Annotated in this window: 12 protein-coding genes; 6 read left to right on the top strand and 6 right to left on the bottom strand. The window is 66.3% G+C overall.

All coding sequences use genetic code 11. The features are described from left to right. Positions 1–114: 114 nt before the first annotated feature. From CMV30_RS11690 to CMV30_RS19895, 4 genes are all read left to right on the top strand, one after another. Positions 115–1,590, top strand: a complete 1,476-nt coding sequence (locus tag CMV30_RS11690; RefSeq protein ID WP_096056193.1) for an RNA polymerase sigma factor — start codon at positions 115–117, stop codon at positions 1,588–1,590. Then, positions 1,587–2,465, top strand: coding sequence for a hypothetical protein (locus tag CMV30_RS11685; RefSeq protein ID WP_096056192.1), 879 nt, complete (start codon positions 1,587–1,589; stop codon positions 2,463–2,465). The genes CMV30_RS11690 and CMV30_RS11685 overlap by 4 nt, the downstream gene beginning before the upstream one ends. Before the next feature lie 118 nt (positions 2,466–2,583). Then, a complete protein-coding gene (locus tag CMV30_RS20755) occupies positions 2,584–5,229 on the top strand; it encodes a PKD domain-containing protein (protein ID WP_096056191.1) in 2,646 nt (881 codons plus the stop codon). A gap of 379 nt (positions 5,230–5,608) precedes the next feature. After that, a complete protein-coding gene (locus tag CMV30_RS19895) occupies positions 5,609–16,384 on the top strand; it encodes an Ig-like domain-containing protein (protein WP_096056190.1) in 10,776 nt (3,591 codons plus the stop codon). A 30-nt stretch (positions 16,385–16,414) separates the two neighbouring features. Here CMV30_RS19895 and CMV30_RS11670 read toward each other — a convergent pair whose 3' ends face one another. The 5 genes from CMV30_RS11670 to CMV30_RS11655 form a co-directional block, all read right to left on the bottom strand. Continuing rightward, entirely contained in the window at positions 16,415–17,092 is a 678-nt protein-coding gene (locus CMV30_RS11670) for a PqiC family protein (protein WP_175414845.1), read from the bottom strand. Positions 17,093–17,188: 96 nt separating this feature from the next. Next, positions 17,189–17,362 (bottom strand): hypothetical protein, encoded by a 174-nt coding sequence (locus tag CMV30_RS19890; RefSeq protein ID WP_175414844.1) that lies wholly within the window; start codon positions 17,360–17,362, stop codon positions 17,189–17,191. Positions 17,363–17,393: 31 nt separating this feature from the next. Next, the gene (locus CMV30_RS11665) at positions 17,394–18,395 is read right to left on the bottom strand and encodes an MlaD family protein (RefSeq protein ID WP_096056188.1); all 1,002 of its coding nucleotides are present in this window, start codon (positions 18,393–18,395) and stop codon (positions 17,394–17,396) included. 88 nt (positions 18,396–18,483) lie between these two features. Beyond that, complete coding sequence (locus CMV30_RS11660) at positions 18,484–19,269, bottom strand: ABC transporter ATP-binding protein (RefSeq protein ID WP_096056187.1); 786 nt, start codon at positions 19,267–19,269, stop codon at positions 18,484–18,486. A 7-nt stretch (positions 19,270–19,276) separates the two neighbouring features. Beyond that, complete coding sequence (locus CMV30_RS11655; protein WP_096057739.1) at positions 19,277–20,404, bottom strand: MlaE family ABC transporter permease; 1,128 nt, start codon at positions 20,402–20,404, stop codon at positions 19,277–19,279. 85 nt (positions 20,405–20,489) lie between these two features. On the opposite strand from CMV30_RS11655, the gene CMV30_RS11650 reads away from it, so the two are divergent. After that, positions 20,490–21,164, top strand: a complete 675-nt coding sequence (locus CMV30_RS11650; protein ID WP_245844144.1) for an HAD family hydrolase — start codon at positions 20,490–20,492, stop codon at positions 21,162–21,164. 215 nt (positions 21,165–21,379) lie between these two features. Here CMV30_RS11650 and CMV30_RS11645 read toward each other — a convergent pair whose 3' ends face one another. Further along, positions 21,380–21,847, bottom strand: coding sequence for a DUF2721 domain-containing protein (locus CMV30_RS11645; protein WP_175414843.1), 468 nt, complete (start codon positions 21,845–21,847; stop codon positions 21,380–21,382). A gap of 350 nt (positions 21,848–22,197) precedes the next feature. On the opposite strand from CMV30_RS11645, the gene CMV30_RS11640 reads away from it, so the two are divergent. Continuing rightward, the gene (locus CMV30_RS11640) at positions 22,198–24,657 is read left to right on the top strand and encodes a beta strand repeat-containing protein (RefSeq protein ID WP_096056184.1); all 2,460 of its coding nucleotides are present in this window, start codon (positions 22,198–22,200) and stop codon (positions 24,655–24,657) included. Positions 24,658–24,664 lie beyond the last annotated feature (7 nt).

Below are 24,664 nucleotides of genomic sequence, written 5' to 3'. Positions count from 1 at the left end.
CCTGATTCATTCAACTCTGTTCATCCCCTAAATCCTGTCCCCCAAAAACTCCTGTCGGATTCCCCCGCTTCGCAACGATCCTTCCTCAACAACCCGCCACGCCACCACGCCCCGATGACCGACGCCGATCTACTCCGCGACTACTCAGCCACCGGCTCGCACCCCGCCTTCGCGCAGCTCGTCACGCGTCACCTCGATTTCGTCTACGCCTCCGCTCTCCGCCAGACCCGCTCGCCCGTACTCGCCGACGACATCGCCCAGTCCGTCTTTCTCCACCTCGCCCAACACGCGCCGCGCCTCCGCCCCGACACCCACCTCAAATCCTGGCTCTGCGTCATCACGCGCCACAAAGCCATCGACGCCATCCGCACCGAAGCCCGCCGCCGCCAGCGCGAACACACCGCCACCACCCTCGCCGCGATGAACACTCCAGACGCTTCATCGTCATCGCCCGACTCCCACTCGCGCGAAATTTCTCCGGCAATCGACGACGCCCTCACCTCGCTCCCCGAGCCCGACCGCCGCGCCATCCTCCTGCGCTTCTTCGAGGAAAAATCCCTCCGCGAGATCGGCGCCCACTTCGGCATCTCCGACGACACCGCCCAAAAACGCCTCACCCGCTCCCTCGAAAAACTCCGCGCCCATCTCGCCCGCCGCGGTCTCACCACCACCGCCGCGCTCCTCGCCGCCCAGCTCCCGCTGCACGCCACCACCGCCGCCCCCGCCACGCTTTCAGCCGCGCTCACGTCACCCGCCTTCCTCGCCGCGGCCAGTTCAGCCGTCCCGCTCGGCAGCACCTTCATTCAAACGCTCCTCATGACCGTCTCAAAAAAATCGGTCCTCGCCGCCGCACTCGTCCTCACAGCAGCCCTCGCCGTTTTCGAGGCCGCCGCCCTCGCGCACCTCAACCAACGCACCACCGCCAGCGAACTCTCCACCTCCCATCTCCGAAACGAAATCACCGCCCTCCAAAACCAACTCGCCTCGCGCACCCAACCGTCCGCCTCGTCCGTCGCGCCGCCCCACGCCCCGTCCGCCTCGACCGACTCCCTCGATACCAGCCTCGAAGCCTTGCTCGACCGCGCCGCACTCCTCCAGCGCCTGCTCGACTCCCTCCCGGAAGAGCGCATCCCCGAACTCCGCCTCCTCACCGACACCGACTGGCTCGCCGTCGCCGCCGAACAGTCGCTCAAAACGCCCTCCGACGCCGACTGGGCCCTCAGCCAGATCCGCAACAAAGCCCGCCACCGCTTCGATCCGCTGCTCCGAAGCGCTCTGCAAAAATTCATCCAGGCCTCCGGCGACGTCCTTCCAGAAACGCCGCTCGCACTTCGTCCCTATTTCGACGCGCCCATCGACGACACCATACTCGCTCGTTATGAAATGGCGTTCACCGGCACTGCCACCGACGCCGGTCCGCGAAAGACCGTCATCCGCGAGAAAAGCTCAGCCACCGACAACAGCCTCGATACACTCTCCGAGACCGCGATGATGGGCACTCACTACGCCACAACGGATCGCTGGCGCTCAACTCGCCTCACGCCCGAACTCCTCGAGTCGCTCCGCCCCGCCAAAACGCCCGCGCGATGAATAAACCATCGCTCGTCATCCTGCTCCTCCTCGCGCTCACCTTCGTCACCTACGAAGGCACGCTCCTCCGAAAAACCAGCGCCCGCCTCGCCCGCGCCGAAGAACAGCAGGCCGCCGCACAGGCACAGATCGCCGCCCTCAAAAAACAACTCTCCGAAACAGTCCGCCTCTCAACCGAGCCCGTCGCCGCGCCCGCGCACGACCTCTCCACCCTCGCCCAAACCGCCCGCGCCAAACTCGAACAAACCCGCAATCTCCAACGCCTCTTCGCCCTCCTCCCCGAAGAACAAATCCCCGAGCTCCGCCTCCTCACCGACGACGAGTGGCTCTCCATCGTCATCAACCGCGACACCCCGCTCGTTTCTCCTGACGAATACTCCCGCATCCTCAGCCACACCCGCAACACCGCCCGCCGCAAATTCGCGACCCGACACCTCAAGCCCGCGCTGAAAAAATACCTCGCCGCCTCCGCCGGCATTCTCCCACCCACCACCTCCGCTCTGCTTCCCTATTTCGACCCGCCCATCGAAGCTGCCATCCTCGCGCGCTACGAAATGGCCCGCACCGGCTCCACCGCCGGCCTCGATCCCAAAACCGACCGCGTGATCCTCGAAAAGCCCTCCAGCACCGACGGTCCTTCCGACCAGCTCATGGAACAGAGCCTCGCGTACACTCACTCCGTCAGTTCGCCCAACTTCCGCCAGCGCCCGATCAAACCCGAAGTCCTCACCGATCTCACTGCCGCCACGATGGCCTTCCGCCGCGACCACGGCGGCCAGGACGCCGCCACCTTCGACCAACTCCGCCCCTACCTCAAAAACCCCGGCAACGCCGCCCGCGCTATGAACGAGTCGGAATCCGCTGCTCCAGAATAGTCCGCGCGCGCCCTCCCCCGATCCACGCCTCCACTACACGCCATCTTCACAGGATTTTCGCGCCTTTTGCCCTCACCCGCATCGCCCCCGCCTGTCCTCATGACCACGCTCACCGTCCATGAGGCCCCCATCCCGCCCCACCTTCGCCCGCTTGATCCCCACCCGCGCCGCGCGCTTCACCCGCTTCCTCGCGGGCGCATTCCTCGCCCTCGCCGCCTGCGCCACCGCCCGCGCCGCCACCGCCGCCGACTTCGCCTCCCGCACCTACACCGACTCCTCCGGCTCCACGCCCTACCGCATTCTCACGCCGCGCAATTACAACCCCGCCGCGCGCTACCCGCTCGTCATGTTCCTCCACGGCTCCGGCGAACGCGGCACCAACAACACCTCCCAGCTCAACAACAACGCCAACGGCGCCCTCGTCTTCGTCCAAGGCCCCGCCGGCTCCTCCGACACTACCTACGAGACCGCGTATCCCTGCTTCATGATCGCCCCGCAGAGCACCGGCGACTGGAGCGAAGCCGTCCGCCGCACCCACCTCCGCGCGATCATCGACGGCCTCATCGCCGAATTCTCCATCGACCCCGACCGCATCTACGTCACCGGCATCTCCATGGGCGGCGCCGGCACTTGGGATCAACTCGCGCAAAACCCCACCCGCTTCGCCGCAGGCGTCCCCATCTGCGGCTGGGGCGGCGGCAACTACGCCGCCTTCAAACACGTCCCGCTCTGGGTCTTCCACTCCGCCAACGACCCCACCGTTGGCGTCTCCGGCTCCGACGACGCCGTCAACGCCGTCCGCAACAATGGCGGCGACCCCATCTATTCCCGCTACGCCACCGGCGCACACGCCTCCTGGACCGAAGCCTATAAAAATCCCCACCTCGTCCCCTGGGTCATGTCCCAACGCCGCGGCACCACCCCCGCGCTCAACCCCGCCCTCCGCATCGCCACCGCCCAGCACGGTGCCACCGCCTCCCTCTCCGGCTGGGCCAGCGCCACCGCCGCTCCCACCGCGCTCACCTGGGTCCGCACCGATCTCGGCAGCGGCACCGGCAGCTCCGCCACCCCCGGCACCGTCACCGGCACAACAGATTGGTCCGCGTCCGCCCTCCCTCTCCGCAACGGTTCCAACACCTTCCGTATCCAGGCCACGGGCACCAGCTTCTCCTCGCTCAACGGCGGCGTCACCACCTTCAGCGACACCCTCGTCATCAGCCACACCGCTCCCACCGGCGACACCACCGCCCCGTCTCTCGCCCTCTCCACACCGACAACCTCTTCAACCTACTCAACCGCCACCCAACCGCTCACCCTCACCGGTACCGCCTCCGACAACACCGCCGTCACCAGCGTCACCTGGTCCAGCGACCGCACCAGCCTCACCGGCACCACCACCGGCACCACCTCCTGGACCACGCCCGCCCTCGCCCTCATGAACGGCGCCAACCAGCTCACCCTCACCGCCCGCGACGCCGCAGGAAACATCGCCACGACCACCCTGCTCGTCACCTACACCGGCGCATCCCCCAATCTCCCACCCGTCGTCAACGCCGGCGCCGACACCTCGCTCACCTTGCCCGCCACCCTCTCGCTCACCGGCTCCGCCTACGACGACGGCCTTCCCGCCGCCTCCACACTCACCACGCTCTGGAGCGTCGTCAGCGGCCCCGGCACCGTCACCTTCGCCAACGAACTCTCCCTCTCGACCACCGCCTCCTTCAGCGCCCCCGGCACCTACGTCCTCCGCCTCACCGCCGGCGACAGCGCCCTCGCCGCGAGCGACGACCTCACCGTCATCGTCAGCCCCGTCGGTACCGCCCGGATACGCCTCGACCTCGGCGATCCCTCGACCACGACCACCGGCAACTGGAACAACCTCACCGCCATCGCCGCCAACACCGAGGTCGCCAACGCCATCGACTCCACCGGCGCGAGCACCGGCATCCGCATCCGCGTCAGCTCCGCCTTCAATGCCGTCGCCTCCTCCGGCCTCACCGGCAGCCCGCTCTACCCCGACACCGCCAGCCGCGATTATTTCTACACGCAAGCCGCCGCCACCGGCCGCCTCGAATTCACCGGCCTCCGCGCCGACCGCCGCTACACCCTCGTCCTCTACGCCTCGCGCACCGACCCCGGCGACGCCGTCAGCCGCGTGGGCACCTTCACCGTCGGCTCCGCCACCACCACCCTCGACGCCGTCGGCAACACTACGCAAACCGCCACCCTCGCCGACCTCACCGCCGACGGCATCGGCAAACTCGAACTCGCCGTCCGTGCCCAAAACACCGCCAGCGGCTACGCCCTCCTCGGCACCGTCGAACTCGTCGTCACTCCCGCCACCCCGGCCTTCTCCAGCTGGATCGCCACCTACTTCCCGTCCTCCACCAGCGACCCCACGATCACCGGCCCCGAAGCCGACCCCGACCGCGACGGCCTGTCCAATAATCTCGAATACGCCCTCGCCACCCGTCCCGACCAGCCCTCCACCGCCTGGACCACCGGCCGCTGGACCGACACCGCCACCGGCCAGTCCTACCTCACCCTCACCTTCCGCCGCGCCCTCGGCCCCACCGGCCTCGCCGTCATCGCGCAAACCTCGACCACGCTCTCCACCTGGAGCAGCGCCACATCCGACGTCATACAACAAGGCCCCGCCATCCTAGACCCCGACGGCCTCGCCGAAACCGTCACCTACCGCTGCGCCCAGCCCGTGACGACGTCCCCCCGCCAGTTCCTCCGCGCCCAAGCCACCACTCCTTAAGCCAGAGCGCCCTCCGCCCCGGACCGGTACTTATCAAGTGCCGCCCCCATCCCTCCACCCGTTCCGTCCTCCCTGAAATAACCGCGCCATCCGGCGCGTGCCTCATCAGCTTTTCCACTACCGCGAAACCGTCTCAAAAAGGATTTGGTTTTAACAGGAGCCACGGTCATCCGTGTTGTTCTGCGGGCATGGTTCCAGCCACTTCCAGCTTCCTCTCCCGGCAGGCCCTCGCGCGTTCGCACACGCAGCCCGGCCTGATGACGGAGCCTGCAAACAGCTCAACGCCCTCCACCGCGCTGGTCCGCACCCGTCTTTCCTGCTCACACCCCACCCCGTTCGCCTCGCGCTCCCTCGTGAGCGCAGCTCCTGACCTTTCCCCATGAAGTCGTTTTTCCCGCGCCTGCTCGCATTCCTGGTCCTCATCGCGCTCGGCGCCACCCTCGCCCTCTGGCTCCGCCCCGCAAAAACGCCTCATCCTTCTCCCGCATCCCCCGCCACCGCACCAACCGGTGCAACCCACACCCCGTCCCCGGCTACCACCGCCGTCTCTTCCTCCTCTCCTGCCACGCCCGCACCCGCCGCACACACCGCATCACTTCCCGCCGACGCCCAGCCCGTCGCCGGCACCGCCCGCTCCATCGAAGACCGCTACGCCAGCGCCCCCACCCTCGACGAACGCGCCAGCCCTCCCGACTCCACCGGCCGCTTCACTAAAAACCGCCTCGTCCGCACCACCGAAAAATACCCGCACATCCGCATCGAGGAACAGTGGCAGCGCGATCCCGCCACCGGCCAGGACACACTTCTCAACCGCACCGCCATGGTCGGCGACCACCTCCTCGTCCGCGCCGCCGATTCCGTCACCCGCGCCGCCCTCGAAACCGCCCTCGCCCCCACCGGCGGCCACATCCGCCGCGCCATCCCCGGCTCCAGCCTTTACCTCATCCAGACGCCCGCCCTCACCCTCGAAGCCTACGACAGCCTTCTCGCCTCCTTCCGCCAGAGCGGTCTCCCCCTCGCGTATGTGGAGCCCGACTACGTCGTCTACGCCACCTTCACCCCCAACGACCCCGCCTTCGGCCAGCTCTGGGGCCTCCACAACACCGGCCAGACCGGCGGCACCGGCGACGCCGACATCGACGCCACCGAAGCCTGGGACATCTCCCGCGGCTCCACCGCCGTCCTCGTCGCCGTTATCGACACCGGCATCGACCACACCCACCCCGACCTCGCCGCCAACATGTGGACCAACACCGGCGAGATCGCCGGCAACAACATAGACGACGACGGCAACGGCTACATCGACGACATCCGCGGCTGGGACTTCGTGAACAACGACAACAACCCCACCGACGACCAGGGCCACGGCACCCACTGCGCCGGCACCATCGGCGCCGTCGGCAACAACGGCATCGGCGTCGCCGGTGTCGCCCACACCGTCCGCCTCGTCGGCGCCAAATTCCTCTCCGCCTCCGGCTCCGGCACCACCTCCGACGCCATCGAAGCCGTCCTCTACACCACCCGCCTCGGCGTCACCCTCACCTCCAACAGCTGGGGCGGCCCCGGCTACTCCCAGGCCCTCAAAGACGCCATCGATGCCGCCCAGACCGCCGGCATCCTCTTCGTCACAGCCGCCGGTAACGACTCCGCCAATACCGACATCGCCCCCTCTTACCCCGCCGCCTACAACTCCGCCAACATCCTCTCCGTCGCCGCCACCGACTACCGCGACCAGCTCGCCTGGTTCTCCAACTACGGCGCCATCACCACCGATCTCGCCGCCCCTGGCGTCTCGATCTACTCCACGTACCCAGAGAACCGTTACAGCACCCTCAGCGGCACCTCCATGGCCTGCCCCCACGTCGCCGGCGCCGCCGCCCTCCTGAAATCCGTCAACCCCGCCCAGACGTGGTCCACTCTCAAAGCCAGCCTCCTCGCCAACACAGATGCCCTGCCCTCCCTCACCGGCAAAGTAGCCACCGGCGGCCGCCTCAACATCGCCCGCGCCATCATCGTCAGCGCCGGCCCCTACGTCAGCGTCACCTCCATCCAGACTCTCGACGGCGCCACCGGCGGCGCCTCGGGTAACGCCGACGGCATCCCCAGCCCCGGCGAAACCATCGCCCTCCCCATCGGCGTTAAAAACCTCGGCTCCGCAACCGCCACCGGCCTCACCACCCAGCTCACCGTCACCACCGGCGGCGACCAGATCCAGGTCATCGGCTCCTCCCAAAACTGGCCCGATCTCGCCTCCGGCGCCTCCGCCCAAAGCACCCCCGGAGCCTTCACCCTCCACATCCCCGCAGGCACCGCCACGCCCCTTCGCCTCGTCGTCCGCTTCACCACCACCGACAACCAAAGCCACAGCTGGAGCACCGATACCGAGCTCGTTGCCTTCACCCGCTCCACGCTCAGCGGCCGCGTCACCGCCCTCACCGGAGGTGTACCCATCGCCGGCGCCTCCGTCACCCTCACCAGTGCCTCCCCTCTTCAGACCGCCACCACCGACGCCAGCGGCAACTACAACCTCACCGTCCTCGACGGCACCCACACCCTCCGCGCCACCGCCCCCGGCTACAACGCCTCCACCCCGCTCACCACCACCACCCCCGGCGACCAGCCCGGCCAAAACTTCGCCCTCGGCCGCTCCCAACTCCAGGTCACCCCGCACACCCTCTCGTCCACCCAGTACGAAGACACCACCACCCAGCACACCCTCACCGTCACCAACGCAGGCGACCACCCGCTCTCCGTCGCCCTCGGCCATGTCAGCATCGGCTCCTCCACCCCCGCCTCCGCCCCCGCCCGCTTCCTCACCCCTCCGCCTCGCCCTGACTCCACCCTCTCTCCGCACACCCACGACCACGACCTCTTTGCCGCCGGCACCCTCACTCCCCAACTCCTTCCCCCCGCCCCGCTCCCCTTCTCCGACGGCTTCGAAAACGGCTCCCTCGCCAAGTGGGATATAGGCTACAACCCCGGTCTCCGCGAAACCGATACCAACAACCCCGGCGTCGGCACCACCAGCCTACACCTCAAAAACACCGGCGCCGACAGCCACAACAACGGCCTCTTCCGCCTCTTCCCCTCAGGCACCCAGCCCCGCCACCTCTCCTTCTGGGTCCGCACCGGCTCCACCACCACCCACAGCGCCTACTTCGTTCTCCGCGACTCCTACTATAACGAAGACATCATCTGGTTCCAGGCCGACGCCAACGGAAACCTCTACGTGAACAACAACCTCGCCGGCGGCGACAACTCCTACCCCTACCAGGCCCACACCTGGTACCGCGTCGAATTCCGCAACCTCGATTGGACCGCCCGCCGCTTCGACTACCACGTCAACGGCGCCCTCGTGAAAGCCGCCATCCCCTTCCGCGGCTACTACCGCGCCCAGGCCGACGTCCTCTACCTCCACAACTACAGCGCCCAGGCCGAATCCTGGTTCGACGACATCCGCATCCTCGATAACTCCGCCAACTGGCTCGCCTACACCCCCGACCGCTTCTCCCTCGCCCCCGGCCAGAGCACCACCGTCAACGTCTCCCTCAACTCCGCCGACCTCACCCCCGCCACCTACCAGGCCAGCCTCGAACTCTCCTCCAACGACCCCGCCAACCCCGTCACCACCGTCCCCGTCACCCTCGCCGTCCAGCTCTCCCCCAACACCCCGCCCGTCGCCGACCCCCAATCCCTCACCCTCGACGAAGACACCTCCACCACCATCACCCTCACCGGATCGGATGCCGAAAACCACAACCTCAACACCTACGTCACCACCCTCCCCACCCGCGGTATCCTCTATCAAACTACCGACGGCATCACCCTCGGCTCCCCCCTCGCCACCGACCCCGGCCTCGTCACCCACCCCCAGCGCAAACTCATCTACATCCCCTCCCCCGACGCCAACGGCCCCGACTCCTTCCAGTTTGTCATGAAAGACAAACGCTCCACCTCCACCCCCGCCACCATCTCCCTCGCCATCACCCCCATCAACGACGCCCCCCTCGCCCGCAACGACACCCTCAGCGCCCTCCCCACCCAAAGCCCGCTCACCGTCAACGTCCTCGCCAACGACACCGACGCCGACAACGACCCCCTCACCATCACCGCCTACACCCAAGGCATCCGCGGCACCGTCACCGCCGGCTACAACACCCTCCTCTACACCCCCGCCCCCGGCTTCAACGAAGGCATGGACGCCTTCACCTACACCATCACCGACGGCCACAGCCCCGCCACCACCGCCCGCGTCACCATCTACATCGGCTACCTCGCCGCCGGCGACTGGCCCACCTACGCCGCCAACAACGCCCGCAACGGCCAGTACCCCGCCATCCTCAACGCCAAACCCTTCGTCGAAACCTGGCGCATCACCCCCACTCTCCCACCCACCGAGACCACCATCGCCGCCGGCCGCGTCTTCCTCGCCGAAACCAGCTACTCCGGCGCCGGCCAGTCCATCACCGCCATCGACCTCGCCACCGGCCTCCTCTCCTGGAGGAAAAACCTCGGCGCCAACACCCGCGCCTACTCCGGCCCTGCCTATCACCAAGGCAATCTCTACCCCGCGATCATCGACAACTCCTCCCACAAAATCGCCGCCCTCTCCGCGGACGACGGCACTATCCTCTGGACCAGCGCCCCCATCGCCGCCACCTACGACGCCTCCCTCCCCCCCGCCGTCACCGACACCACCGTCCTCGCCTCCACCTACAACGCCGCTCTCGACAACACCGACCGCGCCACCGGCACCCGCCGCTACCAGGTCAACTCCGGCAGCGCCTCCGGCCTTCGCGCCGCCACCATCGGCGACGGCGCCATCTACCACGTCGCCAACAACACCCTCGTCCGCCGCAACCTCGCCACCGGCACCATCGACTGGACCCACACCTTCTCCTCCTACAACTGGGGCGAGTCCACCGTGGCTTACCACGCCGGCCGCGCCTACTTCGTCGCCTCGCAAACCCTCTACGCCATCAACGTCTCCCCCTCCGGAGCCACCACCGCCTGGTCGCTCACTGGCGACTTCTACGGCCCCCCCGCCGTCACCGACACCGCCCTGTACATCGCCACCACCAACTACCCCTACGCCATCCGCCAGATCGATCCCGCCACCGGCGCCATCACCGGCACCATCCCCGTAACCACCGCCTCCATACGCCCGCCCCTCATCGTCACGAACGACACCCTCATCGCCACCAGCAACGGTCACACCCTCGTCATTGATCGCGCCACCCGCTCCATCCTCCAGACCATACCCCTCGGCGGCAAAATCAGCCTCAGCAACGGCGCCCTCATCATCGCCTCCGAACCCTACAGCTCCAGCCACTTCATCGCCTGCTACCGCGTCGCCTCCGGCCTCAACACCGCACCCACCGCCACCCCCCAGACCCTCACCGGCACCGAAGACACCACCCTCGCCATATCCCTCACCGGCACCGACCCCGAAAACGACTCCCTCATCAGCCTCGTCACCTCCCTCCCAGGCTCCGGCACCCTCCATCAAACGACCGACGGCACCACCCCCGGCGACCCCATCACCCAAGTCCCCACCCTCGTCACCCACCCCCAAGGCAAAGTCATCTTCCGTCCCTTCCCCGACGGCTACGGCACTCCCTACACCACCTTCTCCTTCAAGGTAAACGACGGCGTCTACACCTCCCCCGCCGCCGCCATCACCCTCAACATCACCAACCTCAACGACGCCCCCACCGCCGTTGACGACACCGTCCCCCTCCTCCCCGGTCGCCCCCTCCTCGCCTACTGGCCCACCGCCAACGACACCGACGCCGACGGCGACCCCTTCACCCTTACTGCTTTCACCCAACCCTCCCGCGGCACCCTCACCCAGGAACCCGACGGCTCCCTCACCTACCGCCCCGAACCCGGCTTCATCACCGGCACCGACACCTTCGACTACACCATCACCGACAACGGCAGCCTCACCGACACCGCCCGCGTCACCATCCGCCTCAACGCCACCTCCGGCCTCGACTGGCCCACCTTCGCCGGTGCCCCCGACCACGCCGGCCGCTTCCCGCTTTCCCTCGGCGCCTCCGCTCTCTCTCTCCGCTGGGAATACCCCTCCGACCAACCCCTCCACCCCGCCGCCGTCTCCGGTGCGCGTGTGTTCATCACGGATGCAATCACACCGCACAGCGCCGAGTTCGTCTACGCCCGCGCCCTCGACACCGTCACCGGTGCCCAGGTCTGGGAACACGTCTTCGGTCAATACACTCTCAATCCCCCCACCGTCTACGGCGGCTCCGTCTTCATCCAGCAAGGCGTCCACAACGACTCCAAATTCCACGCCCTGGACGAAACCACCGGCACCACCCGCTGGACTTCACCCTTCACCGCCCAGTGGGAAACCTACATGGCACCCGCCGCCTCCGAACTCGGCGTCTATATCAACGGCGGCGCCTACGGCGGCATGTACGGCTTCAACTCAGCCACCGGTGCGCAAAAATTCTTCCGCACCCTCCCCCAGTACGACATCTGGACCCCCACTCTCCACCAGAACCAGGTTTACTCCTGGGTCGCCGGCACCTTCACCTGCCACGATCCCGAAACTGGCGACACCCTCTGGTCACTCAACCTCGGCTGGTCCTGGCACGGCTACTCCATGTACCGCACCATCGCCTGCGATAACGGCTTCGCCTTCCTCACCAGCGTACAAGACGTCTACTCTTCCTCCCTCGGGCAGGAGCTCATCGCCATCAACCTGTCCACCCGCCGCGTCGCCTGGCGCATCCGCGGCACCTTCTCCGGCACCCCCGCCATCATGTCCGGCGTCGTCTACGCCCTCGCCGGCAAATCCGTCAAAACCTACGCCGCCACCTCCGGCGTCCCCCTCGGCGAATACCTCACCGACACCACCGACGCCAACCCCCTCACCGGCTCCCCCACCGTCACCGGCGACCTCGTCATCACCTCCAGCGCCGTCAAAACTTACCTCTTCGACCGCACCACCCGCACCCTCGCCCAGACCTTCCCCTTCGGCTCCACCCCCGCCCTCGTCGACGGCAACCTCTACCTCACCTGCTCCGATAAAAAAATCCGCGCCTACACCCGCGTCCCCGCCGGCAACCGCGCCCCCACCGCCACCCCCGTCAGCGCCAGCCTCCTCGAAGAAGCCGTCCTCACCCTCCAGCTCGAAGGCCGCGACCTCGACGGCGACCCCCTCAAATTCGCCATCCGCTCCCTCCCCGCCCAAGGCACTCTCTATCAAACCATCGACGGCTCCACCAAAGGCACCCTCATCACCCGCGCCCCCACCCTCGTCGAAAACCCCTCCGGCCTCGTCATCTACCAGGCCCCTCTCGACGCCGTCGGCGCCAGCCTCGGCTCCTTCACCTTCACCGCCCACGACCCCTACTCCACCTCCCCCGCCGCCACCGCCCGTATCGATCTCGTCAACACCAACGACGCCCCCATCGCCATCCCCGACACCGTCGCCCTCCGCCCCGGCGAACCCCTCGCCACCTTCCGCCCCCAGGATAACGACCGCGACCCCGACAACGACACCCTCACCATCGTCGCCCTCGCGCCACCCGCCCAAGGCAGCCTCTCCCTCGCCTCCGGCGGCTCCGTCACCTGGACACCTCCCGCCGGCCTCACCAGCGGCACCGTCACCTTCGGCTACACCATCGCCGACCCCTCCGGTATCCAATCCTCCAGCACCGTCACCCTCCAGATCGGCGCCACCCTCGCCCGCGACTGGCCCACCTACGGCGGCAACCCCGCCCGCACCGCCTACCAGCCCATCCAGCTCGGCACCGCCCCCCTCACCGCCGGCTGGTCGCGCGCCCTCACCCTCCCCGCCGATCCCCTCGTCATCTCCGATGGCCGCGTCTTCGCCTCCATCCCGAACAGCTTCAACACCTCCGACCTCCTCGCCCTCCACCGCGTCTCCGGCGACGAATCCTGGCGCCGCTCCTTCAGCGGCGGCGGTTACGGCACCAACGCCCCCTCCACTCACGCCGGCACCGTTTACATCCCCATCAGCAACGGCAGCACCAGCAGCCTCCAGGCTCTCAACGCCAGCGACGGCTCCTCCCGCTGGTCCGCCCCCTTCACCGCCCAATGGGAACGCTACCTCAGCCCCGCCGTCTCCGACCTCGGCGTCTTCATTAACGGCGGCTACTACGGCGGCCTCTACGGCTTCGAACCCGCCACCGGCACCCAGCGCTTCTTCAACAACACCCTCGAACAACAAGACCGCTGGGCCCCCGTCCTCCACGACAACCGCCTGTTCACCTTCATCCGCACCACCTTCCGCGAACACTCCCCCACCACCGGCGCCATCCTCTGGTCCCTCAATTTCGGCGGCACCTACAACGCCGGCCGCACCTTCGCCTGCTCCTCCGGCCACGCCTACCTCATCAACAACACCTTCTACGTCGGCACCGACCTCCACGAACTCATCGCCCTCGACCTCAACACCCGCCAGCCCGCCTGGCGCGTCCGCGGCATCTTCAACGGCAGCCCCGCCCTCGCCCACCAGACCATCTTCGTTTATTCCCAAAACGGCTCCTGCATCAAAGCCTACGATCAAACCACCGGCCTCCTCCGCGCCACCTACGCACTCCCCGGCACCGACACCGGCCTCGACGGCCAGCCCATCGTCACCAACGACACCCTCATCGCCGCCTCCGCCACCAAGACCTACCTCTTCGACCTCAAATCCCTCCAGCTCCGCCAGACCCTCCCCGCCGGCGGCCACACCGCCCTCGCCGGCCACACCCTGTATTTGGCAACCCCCGACAAAGCTATCCGCACTTACTCCGCGACCGATCCCTACAACCGTAAACCCACCGCCACCGCCCTCCGCATCACCACCGCCGAAGACACCCCCGTCACCATCACCCTCTCCGCCACCGACCCCGAAAACGCGCCCCTCGCCTACAGCATCACCCGCCTCCCCGTCCACGGCACCCTCCACCAGACCGCCGACGGCATCACCCCCGGCACCTCCATCACAACCGTGCCCGCCGCTGTCACCGGCACGATTCCCCGCGTCATCTACACCCCGCCACCCGACGCCCACGGCCTCGACCTCACCGAGTTCGGCTACCTCGCCCACGACGGCGAAATCCGCTCCACCGAAGCCCCGGTCACACTCACCGTCACCTCCGTCAGCGACGCCCCCCAGGCCATCGCCGACACCATCGCCATTACCCCCGGCCAGCCCCTCGCCGGCATCTTCCTTCAAACCAACGACCGCGACGGCGACGAAGAACCCCTCACAGTCACCACCTTTACCCAGCCCACCTCAGGGACACTCGCGCAAGCCTCCGACGGCTCCTTCACCTACACACCCGCCTCAGGCTTCACCGGCAACGCCACCGCCAGCTACACCATCACCGACGGCACCGGTGCCACCTCCACCGCGACCGCCACCTTCCTCGTCGATGCCACCGCCGGCCAGCGCTGGCTCACCCACGGCGGCGATTCCCAACGCACCTCCTACCAACCCATCCAGCTCGGCACCCAGGCCTTCTCCCTCCGCTGGCGCGCACCCACCCACGGCACCTACAACCGCCAGGCCACCGCCACTCAAGACACCCTCTACACCACCGGCTACGCCAACGGCTATTCCACGCTCTCCGCCTTCAACACCACCGATGGCAGCACCCGCTGGAGCATCCTCTCTCCCTCAGGCTACGACGTCGTCCTTCAACCCGTCCTCCACGGCGCCGACCTCATCGCCACCTACGGCACCTACAGCGGCGGCTGCGAAGTCCGCGCGCTCGACCCCGCCACCGGCTCCTCCCGCTGGACGCGCCCCACCACCTACTCCCTCTACACCGTCATCCCCCCCGCCGTATCCGATAACCTGATCGCCGGCGTCGCCGCCCAAGGGGCCCAGTTCCTCGGCATCGACCGCTCCGCCGGCACCCTCCGCTTCACCAAAAACTTCCCCCTCAACGGCAACGGCGGCACCAGCACCATCGTCGGCGGCCAGATCTACAGCCTCACCAAAGGCATCTTCCGCCAGCACGACGCCACCACCGGCGACATCCTCTGGACTGCCGACCTCGCGATCACCAACGGCAACTCCATGGAAACCCACGCCATCGCCAGCACCGCCGGTCGCGCCTTCGTCATCGCCGACTCCTACGGTCACCCCACCATGGACAGCGAACTCGCCGCCATCGACCTCACCGCCCAGTCCATCGCCTGGCGCATCCGCGGCAAATTCATCGGTTCCCCCGCCCTCGCCCACGACGCCGTTTACGCCCTCAGCTCCGATGGCATCGTCCGCGCCCACGATCAAGCCACCGGCCGCCTCATCGCCACCTACGGCACCCCGCTCACCTACGCGCTCCCCTCAGGCCACCTCCTCGTCGCCAACGATACTCTCGTCGCCACGAGCAGCACCACCGAGACCACCGTTTACGATCTGCGCACCCGCCAGCCCCGCCAGACCATCGGCCTCAACGGCTGGATCGCCCTCGCCGGCCGCACCCTCTACCTCACCCGCGACGCCTGGATCTACGCCTTCGACACCACCCCCATCGTCTCCTTCAGCCCCAACGGCGGCACCTTCAGCCAGCCCGTCGACGTCACCATCACCAGCACCCAGACCTCCGGCTCCACCACCTTCACCACCGACGGCGCCCACCCCTCCGCCAGCTCCGCCATCGGCATCGCCTCCGGTCGCCGTATTCGCGTTTCTTGGACAGGCCGCCTCTCCGCCGCGACCTACTACCTCGGCATCTGGAGCGCCGTCCACTCCGCCCAGTTCACCATGACCGATGCCGACGCCGACAACCTCCCCGACTGGTGGGAGACCACCCAGTTCGGCAACGTCAACGCGTCCTCCGGCACCACCGACTCCGACCGCGATGGCATCTCCGACGCGCAAGAACTCGGCGCAGGCACCGACCCCCGCTCCGCAGCCGACTACCTCATGCCCGTCACCAGCGTCACCCGCCCCGGCGACCAGATCTGGTTCAACCTCACCTGGCCCGGCAAAGCCGACCGCTTCTACATAGTCGAAACCTCCACCGATCTCCGCACCTGGACGATCTCCGGCTCCCAAGCCGGCACGGGCGGCACCAACACCTACACCCACGCGAGCCCCCAGACCACACCCCGCCTCATCTTCCGCGTCCGCGTCATCCCCAAACCCTCCCCGTTGCCCTGATGCCGGCGGGCCCTGCGCCCGCCGCGCCTCTCACTTGGCCAAATCCCCCGCGATCTGCCCGCCCAGAGCCGTCACGCCCTCACTCAGCAACGTCGCCAGCGCCCCAAAATCCTTCCCGTTCCACGCAGTCTCCGGCGCGCTGAACGTCCGGCTCGCCAGCACCTTCCCACTGCCATCCGCCGCCACGATCTCGTACGACGCCGAGAACCGCGCCACATCATCGCTCCCCGCCGCGCCTTCGCACCGGATGATCCGCACCGACACATCGTAATCCCGCGCCACGTCTCCACGCATCGGATGCGCATCCACTCCCCGGACCACAGGCGACGCCAGTAACTGCTCCTTCAAAATCCGCAGCACGCCCGCCTCCAGCGGCTCCGCCCAACGCGCATAATCCTGGTAGCGGATCTCGTTCGCCCCATCGCGCACCACCATGCTCTTCGTCGAGCGCAGATACGCCGGCATCTCCACCGCTCTCAGTCCAATCTGCAAACGCCCCCCGGTGTGCGCCACCGAAAGCCCGCTCGCCGTAGGCCCCGTCAGCACGAAGAACCGCGTCGCATCCGCCGTCGCCACCGGCAGCAACTGGCAGCCGCCCAGCACCGTCGCCGCCACCGCCATCAATGCCCACGCCGGCAAAAACCGCCGGCGCAACCGCGCCACGCCAGCACCATCACCATTAAGCTCACGCGGATTTTTTGAATTCATCGGGATAAAAGATTTGAGAGGATTCTTCGTGAAACGAATGCGGCTCGAGTTCCGAATCGCAGAGGCTAGCCGTGTCATCGTAACTGCGCTTTGTTTTCAACTTTTGGCCTGTTTGCGGGAGTACCATGCAATCGCGAATGAACTCAGGGAAAGGATGAGAGCGCCGCGATAAGGCATTCCGCCTTGGACAATCGCATAAACCGCCATTGCCAATAAAAACAGGCCAAACCCGAAGCTCAGCCACATGCCTAAGAAATAGAAGTCGTTCATTTTCTCGCTAGTTCAGAAACGTCGCAGCCCATCACTGCGGCCCCTTCCGCCCCGTAATCAACGAGCTCGGATTCCGCTCCAAAAATTCCGTCAGCCGCTGCAACGCCCCCGCCGCCTCCGAGAGCTGCATCAACGTCCGCGTCGCCTCCTCACCCAGCCCGCTCTGCGCCGAGATGAAATTCCGCGCATTCGCCGCCGCCGCATCGAAAGTCTTCAGCGTCGTCTTCGCCTGCTCCAGCACCGCCGCCAGCTGCTCGCCCGCCGGCCCCACCTGCTTGTCGAGCCCCGCCATCGTCACCTTCAACGCATCGATCGCCGTATTCAGATTCGCAAAAGTCTTCAGGATCTCTGGCGACTCCGTCAGCGCCGACACCGATTTCCCGGCCTTCGCCCACTCCGCCGTCACCGCCGCTAGATCGATCGTGTTCACCTTCGCCCGCGTATCGACCAACAGGGCACGCACATCCTTTTCCAGCCCCGGGAAATCGATCTTCTTCAAATTCGAAAGGATCTGCATCGCGCTCGCGTACGCCTCGGCCATCGACGACGGGATGCTCGGCACCTCCAGGAAACGCCCGCCCGCCGCGAGTTCGCCCAGCGGGTAAACCTCCGGATCCTCAAACGTCAGCTCCACGTACAAAAGCCCCGTCGCCAGCCCCTGCACGCCCAGCTGGGCCCGCAAACCCCGCTTCACCATTTCCTCGAGCTGCGCCCGGTTCGAAAGGTCCATCTCCACTCCATCATGGTTCACCACGACTTTCCGCGTCAGCTCGCAGATGACCACCACACGCGACAGATTCGTCTTCGCGTCGTAGTGGACATTCAAATCCACCACCCGCCCCGCCCTCACGCCCCGCACCTTCACCGGCGACCCGAGATCCAGCCCGTGGATCGTCTCGTCAAACGACACGACGAACCGCTGCGGCTTGGAGAAAAAACTCACTCCGCCAAACGTCAGCAACGCCGCCACGCCCAGCGCCAGCGCGCCCAGCACAAACACGCCCACCAGGGCCGGATTCATTTTCGTTTTCATGTCAGCAATCGATCGGCGCGAATGGCGCGCCAGGTTGATGAGAGAGTCGGTTTCAAAGCTTCGCAACGCATGACAAAATAATTCCCGTTCACGCCTTCGCGCCTGCGCGCGCCACCCGGTGCAAAAATTCCTGCACCCGCGGATCGTCGCTCTTCGCCGCCAGCTCCTTGGGCGTCCCTTCCGCGATGATCCCCTTCGCCTCGCGCTCCAGCATGATCACGCGATCCGCGATCCCGAAAATGCTATCCAGTTCGTGCGACACGATCACCAGCGTCGTCCCCAGCATTTCGCGGATCTGGAGAACCAGTTCATCCAGCTTGCGCGACGTCACCGGATCGAGCCCCGCCGACGGCTCGTCAAAAAACACGATCGCCGGATCGAGCGCCAGCGCCCGCGCCAGCCCTGCCCGCTTCTTCATGCCACCGCTGATCTCCGACGGGAAATGATCCTCGTACCCGGTGAGCCCCACCTGCGCCAGTTTCAGCGCCACGATTTCCTCGCGATCGCGCCGGTTCAGATCCGTGTGCTCCACCAGCGGCAGCGCCACGTTATCGCGCAACGTCAGCGAACTCCACAGCGCTCCGCTCTGATAAAGTACGCCGAACCCCTTCAACAACTCCCGCCGCCGCGCCGCATCCGCCGCGCCGAAATCCTCGCCAAAATACTTCACGCTTCCCGCCGTCGGTTGATGCAGCCCGATCATATGCCGCAGCAGCGTGCTCTTCCCGCAACCGCTCCCGCCGATGACGAAAAAAATCTCCCCGCGCTTCACCGTGAAGCTCACGTCTTGCAGGATCGTCCTCCCATCATAGCCGCCCGCCAGTCCTTCGACTTCGATGGCGTTCACGTCCGCTGGTTTTGTTGAAGTCTTCATCACGCGTTCACCATCCCAGAATATTGAATACCGCCGCGTACAACGTGTCCGCCACGATGATCAGCAGTATCGAGGTCACCACCGCCGAGGTCGCCGCCTTGCCCACGCCCGCCGCGTTCCGCTCCGCTTGCAATCCGCGCAAACACCCCGCCAGCCCCACGATCAACCCGAAGGTCGTCGCCTTGATAATGCCCGTCATCACGTCCGACATATCCACGATCGTCAGCGTCTCCACCCAGTACGCCGCCGGCGAGATCGACAGGATAGTCTTCGCGATCACCACACCGCCCAGAATGCCCAGCGCGCTCGCGTACATCGTCAGCAGCGGCATCATCACCGTCAGCGCCAGCAACCGCGGCAGCACCAGAAACTCGATCGGCTTCAACCCCAGCGTCTCGATCGCATCGATCTCCTCGTTCGCCTTCATGTTGCCCAGCGTCGCCGCAAACGCCGCGCCCGTCCGTCCGGCCATCACGATCCCCGTCATCATCGCAGCCATCTCGCGCACCATCGAGAGCCCCACAAAATCCGCCACATAAATATCCCCGCCATACTGCCTCAGCACGATGGCCCCGATGTACGCCAGCGTCACACCGACCAGAAAATTGATCAGCCCCACAATCGGCAGCGCCAGCGCTCCGCATTGCTGCATCTCCGCCACGCAATCGCCCCAGCGAAACTTGTGCGGCCGCTTCGCCACCGCCACCGCGCTCAACGTACATTCACCCACGAAGTGCGCGATGTCCTTGGTCTTCTGCTTCAGCTCGCCGACGCACAAACCCACCGCCATGAACAACCCCGGCGCGCAATCCCCCGGCGGCTCCGTCACGCTCGTCACCGCCAGCTGATCCATCAACCGCCGCGCCTGCTCCGGCAACGCGCTCCCATCGAGCCGCACGCCCTTCTCATCGCACCAGCGCTGCGCGCTTCCCCACAACAACAGCAAAGAACTGTCCCAGTTCGCCCCCGCTCCGACTTCAAGCCGCACCGCCTTCGGCAAACGCTTCCCCACGAGCTCGCGCCACTCAGGCCGACGCGCCGTGATCCGCCAGTTGCCCACCAGCTCCACCACGAGCACATCCGCTTCCTCACGCGTATTCGCGTGGGCGGGAATGACATCAAGCGTGGTCGGCATCGGTTCGGTTGTAGTGGCGGACACTGAAAGCAAAACCTCTAAATTTGCCATTTTCAGTCGCCCCCCACCGCCCATTGTTCCGCCCGTGAACCGTTTCCACACCGTCCTCTTCGACCTCGATGGCACTCTCCTCGACCACTTCGCCGCCATCCACAAATCGCATGTCCACACCATGCGCACCCTCGGGCTCCCCGAGCCCACCATGGAACAGGTTCACCGCGCCGTCGGCGGTGGCCTCGAAGTCGCCATCAGTCGCATCCTCGGCGAAAAAAACGCCGCCCTCCTCGAAAAAGCCGTCCCCATCTACCGCGCCTACTGGAACGAAAACATGCTCCACGGCGTCGCCCTACTCCCCGGCTCTCGCGAACTCCTCGAAGCCCTCAAAGCCCGCGGCGTCCGCTGCGCCGTCTTCACCAACAAACACGGCCCCTCCGCCCGCACGCTCATGGACCACCTCGGCGTCACCCATCTCCTCGACGCCGTGTTTGGCGCCGTGGATACGCCGTGGTTCAAACCCGACCGCGAGTTCACCGAACACGCCCTCCTCACGCTCGGCGCCGACTCCGCGACGACCTGCATGATCGGCGACTCGCCCTATGACATCAAAGCCGCTCACAACGGCGGCTTCCCCTGTCACTGCGTCACCACCGGCACCCACACCGCGCAAGAACTCACCGACGCCGGCGCCAACTCCGTCCACCCCGACATGACGTCCCTCGCCCGCGCCATCTTCGGCCTGGAAATTATCGCGCGCATTTAAGTTCGTCCCTCCTCCGCCGTCCCCATCCTTCCGCATCTGTGCTATCTGTGGTTAAAAATCGGCCCCGCCGGAATCCTGTTCATCCTCTTAATCCTGTCCCCAACTCCGTCCTCCGCCTTCCGACTTCTCAGCGCTCTCCGCGCCTCTGCGGTTAAAAATCCGCGCCCTCCGAAATCCTGTCTCTCCTGTTAATCCTGTCCAAAACTCCGACGTCCTCAATCAACCTCGTGCCCCAACGCATGCGTCACCTCGATGTTCAGCGCATTGAGCGACAAATACACGTCCCGGATAAACGCCGCCATTCCGGCCAGCATTAATACCACACTCAAAATAAACACCCCGAGCACCGCATTGGCCACTTTCACCGCCAGCACCTGCCCGACAAACAACAGCATGATCAACGAGCCCGACGTAAAGATGCTCGTGATCACCAACGTCATCGACAGCCGCATAAGCCGCGCCCGCCGGAACATGATCTCCAGCTGATGCTCGATGTGCGTGCGCTCCGCCCCTTTCGCCTGCCGCACCAGAGCCGCCAGCGCGCGCGAACGATCCACAATGCGTCCCATGCGGTTCGTCATCGAGATCACCAGCGCTCCCAGACCTGAAATCAAAATCACGGGTGAAATCGAAAGCTGAATCAGCGGCAGGATTTCGTTCAGATCGGCGGGGATGGCGAACATGTCGCCGACAAAATCAGCGCGCCACTTCGGTGCAATCCCGTTGCTCACCCGAAAAACTCTCCGACAACCACGGCACCAATCACCCGAATCGCGTACCAAGCACCCGCCCACCCCGGCCGGCGGAAACCCCGAGTCATTCCAAAAACTGACTTTGCCTTCCGCCTTCATTCTCACCTTTTCTCCCTTACCCCACGGCGGACCGGTTACCCCTTCGTTTCACGACGACGGCCTGCCCTCACCTGATACTCGCTTTCTCACCACGCACCGTCACCCACGGCGCGTCTGCATGCTTTCCGTCCGGATACCCCAATTATCTCCGGACTGAATAAACCCCCAAATAATACCCCAACATGAACACCCTGAAACTCACTCGTTTCATGGCGAAGAGCGTTCGCGCTCTCCTCGCCTCGTTTGTCTGCACGGCCTTCGCCGTTTCCACCTCCGCCGCCATCACCTTCGATGCCGTCGCCAGCAAAGCCGCCACCAACGGCTCCAACACCTCCTGGTCTCACACCACCGGCTCCGGCACCGATCGCATCCTGATCGTCGGCCTCGCCACCGAAGACACCAGCACCTCCGTCCTCAACGTCTCCGCCATCACCTACGGCGGCGTCGCGCTCACTGCGGTGGCCAACTCCACGGCCACCGCCGGCTCCAGCACCTACGATCGCACGCAACTCTTCTACCTCCTCAACCCCGCTTCCGGCACCAACACGATCTCCGTCACCTGGGGCGGCGCGGTGAACGGCATCAGCGCCGGCTCCACCTCGCTCGCCGGCGTCACTCAAAGCGCCCCGTCCGTCGCTGCCATTAACTCCACCACTTCCGGCAACACGATCTCGGCCAACATCGCCGTCGCCACCGCCGGCTCCTGGCTCGTCTCCGTCGCCAACAGCGGCGCGAGCAACGCCACGCTGACCGCAGGCTCTACGCAAATAAAACGCTGGGGCCTCGGTCAGTCCAACTCCGGCGGCGCCGGCTCCACCGCCTCGCCCGCCACCGGCACCGTATCCACAAGCTGGACCGCCTCCAGCTCCAGCCAGCTCGCGCTCTCCGTCGCCGTGCTGACTCCCTCTTCCGGCGGCACCACCGTCGTCGCCCCCGCGATCACCACTCAACCCTCCAGCCAGACCGTGACCACCGGCGCCAGCGCGACCCTCTCCGTCGCCGCCAGCGGCACTGCTCCACTCTCCTACCAATGGCGCTTCAACGGCTCCGCCATCTCAGGTGCCACCAGCGCTTCGTACACGCTATCCAACGCCCAATCTGCCAACGCCGGCAGCTACTCAGTCGTCGTTTCCAACTCCGCCGGCTCCGCCACGAGCAACAACGCCACGCTCACCATCAGTTCCACCGCCACCGCTCCGTCGATCACCACGCAGCCCGCCAGCCAGACCATCAACGTCGGCGGCTCCGCCACATTCTCCGTCACCGCATCCGGCACCGCCACGCTCACTTACCAGTGGCGCTTCAACGGTTCCAACATCTCCGGCGCCACCGGCTCCTCCTACAGCCTGAGCAACGCCCAGACTGCCGCCGCCGGTAATTACTCCGTCGTCGTCACCAACTCCGTCGGCACCGCCACGAGCAACAACGCCGTCCTCACCGTAAACACCGGCTCCACCGCCGGCGTCATCTACGTCTCTCCGACTGGCACCGACGCCAACCCCGGCACGATCTCCGCACCGACCACGCTCACCGCCGCCATCGCCGAAGCCGTCCCCGGCGACACGATCTACCTGCGCGGAGGCACGTACAACCTCTCCGCCACCGTCGCCATCGCCTTCGGCAACAACGGCACCTCCGCCAACCCGAAGCGCATCTTCGCCTACCAGTCCGAAGTCCCCGTATTGAACTTCTCGGCACAGGCGACCGGCGACGCCAACCGCGGCATCCACCTCTTCGGCAACTACTGGCACTTCCGCGGCGTCACCATCCAGGGTGCCGGCGACAACGGCATGTTGATCGGCGGCAACAACAACACCATCGAGCTCTGCACCTTCAAAAACAACCGCGACTCCGGCCTCCAGATCTCCCGCCGCGCCAGCACCCTCGCCAACATCGCCGACTGGCCGTCGAATAACCTCATCCTCAACTGCACCGCCTTCGACAACGCCGACCCCGGCGCCGAAAACGCCGACGGCTTCGCCTGCAAACTCACCTCCGGCCCGGGCAATGTCTTCCGCGGCTGCATCGCGCACAACAACATCGACGACGGCTGGGACCTCTACGCCAACACCGACACCGGCGCCATCGGCACCGTCCTCATCGAGAACTGCATCGCCTACAACAACGGCGTCCTCACCAACGGCGGCACCTCCGGCAGCGGCGACAAAAACGGCTTCAAGCTCGGCGGCTCCGGCGTGGATGTCGCGCACACGATCCGCCGCTGCATCGCCTTCGGCAACGGCCAGCACGGCTTCACCGACAACAACAATCAGGGCGCCATGACCGTCCTCAACAACACGTCGTTCAACAACACCGAGACCAACTTCAACTGGCGCACCGGCAGCACCGCCACGTTCACCAACAACGCCTCCTACAACTCCGGCCAGTCCGACACAACCAACGGCACCCTCACCGGCACGACCAACCTGTTCTGGAAAAATAACGTCAGTAACAACAACGGCGGCACCAAGGTCATCTCCGCCGCCGACTTCCAGACGCTCACCCCGCCCTCCGGCGGCTTCACGCGAAATTCCGACGGCAGCATCAACCTCGGCAACTTCGCCAAACTCGTCTCCGGCTCCGACCTCGTCAACGGCGGCACCCCGAGCGGCACCGACATCGGCGCCGTCGAAAGCTTCTGAGCCGCCG

The organism is Nibricoccus aquaticus, from assembly GCF_002310495.1.
GTDB classification, from domain to species: Bacteria; Verrucomicrobiota; Verrucomicrobiia; order Opitutales; family Opitutaceae; genus Nibricoccus; species Nibricoccus aquaticus.
Note: the sequence above shows the minus strand (reverse complement) of the source record. Positions and strands in the feature narration are given on the sequence as shown.

Coding starts and splice junctions, on each gene's coding strand:
- CMV30_RS11690 (WP_096056193.1), top strand. CDS start 115: ATGACCGACGCCGATCTACTCCGCGACTACTCAGCCACCGGCTCGCAC.
- CMV30_RS11685 (WP_096056192.1), top strand. CDS start 1,587: ATGAATAAACCATCGCTCGTCATCCTGCTCCTCCTCGCGCTCACCTTC.
- CMV30_RS20755 (WP_096056191.1), top strand. CDS start 2,584: ATGAGGCCCCCATCCCGCCCCACCTTCGCCCGCTTGATCCCCACCCGC.
- CMV30_RS19895 (WP_096056190.1), top strand. CDS start 5,609: ATGAAGTCGTTTTTCCCGCGCCTGCTCGCATTCCTGGTCCTCATCGCG.
- CMV30_RS11670 (WP_175414845.1), bottom strand. CDS start 17,092: ATGAATTCAAAAAATCCGCGTGAGCTTAATGGTGATGGTGCTGGCGTG.
- CMV30_RS19890 (WP_175414844.1), bottom strand. CDS start 17,362: ATGAACGACTTCTATTTCTTAGGCATGTGGCTGAGCTTCGGGTTTGGC.
- CMV30_RS11665 (WP_096056188.1), bottom strand. CDS start 18,395: ATGAAAACGAAAATGAATCCGGCCCTGGTGGGCGTGTTTGTGCTGGGC.
- CMV30_RS11660 (WP_096056187.1), bottom strand. CDS start 19,269: ATGAAGACTTCAACAAAACCAGCGGACGTGAACGCCATCGAAGTCGAA.
- CMV30_RS11655 (WP_096057739.1), bottom strand. CDS start 20,404: ATGCCGACCACGCTTGATGTCATTCCCGCCCACGCGAATACGCGTGAG.
- CMV30_RS11645 (WP_175414843.1), bottom strand. CDS start 21,847: ATGTTCGCCATCCCCGCCGATCTGAACGAAATCCTGCCGCTGATTCAG.
- CMV30_RS11640 (WP_096056184.1), top strand. CDS start 22,198: ATGAACACCCTGAAACTCACTCGTTTCATGGCGAAGAGCGTTCGCGCT.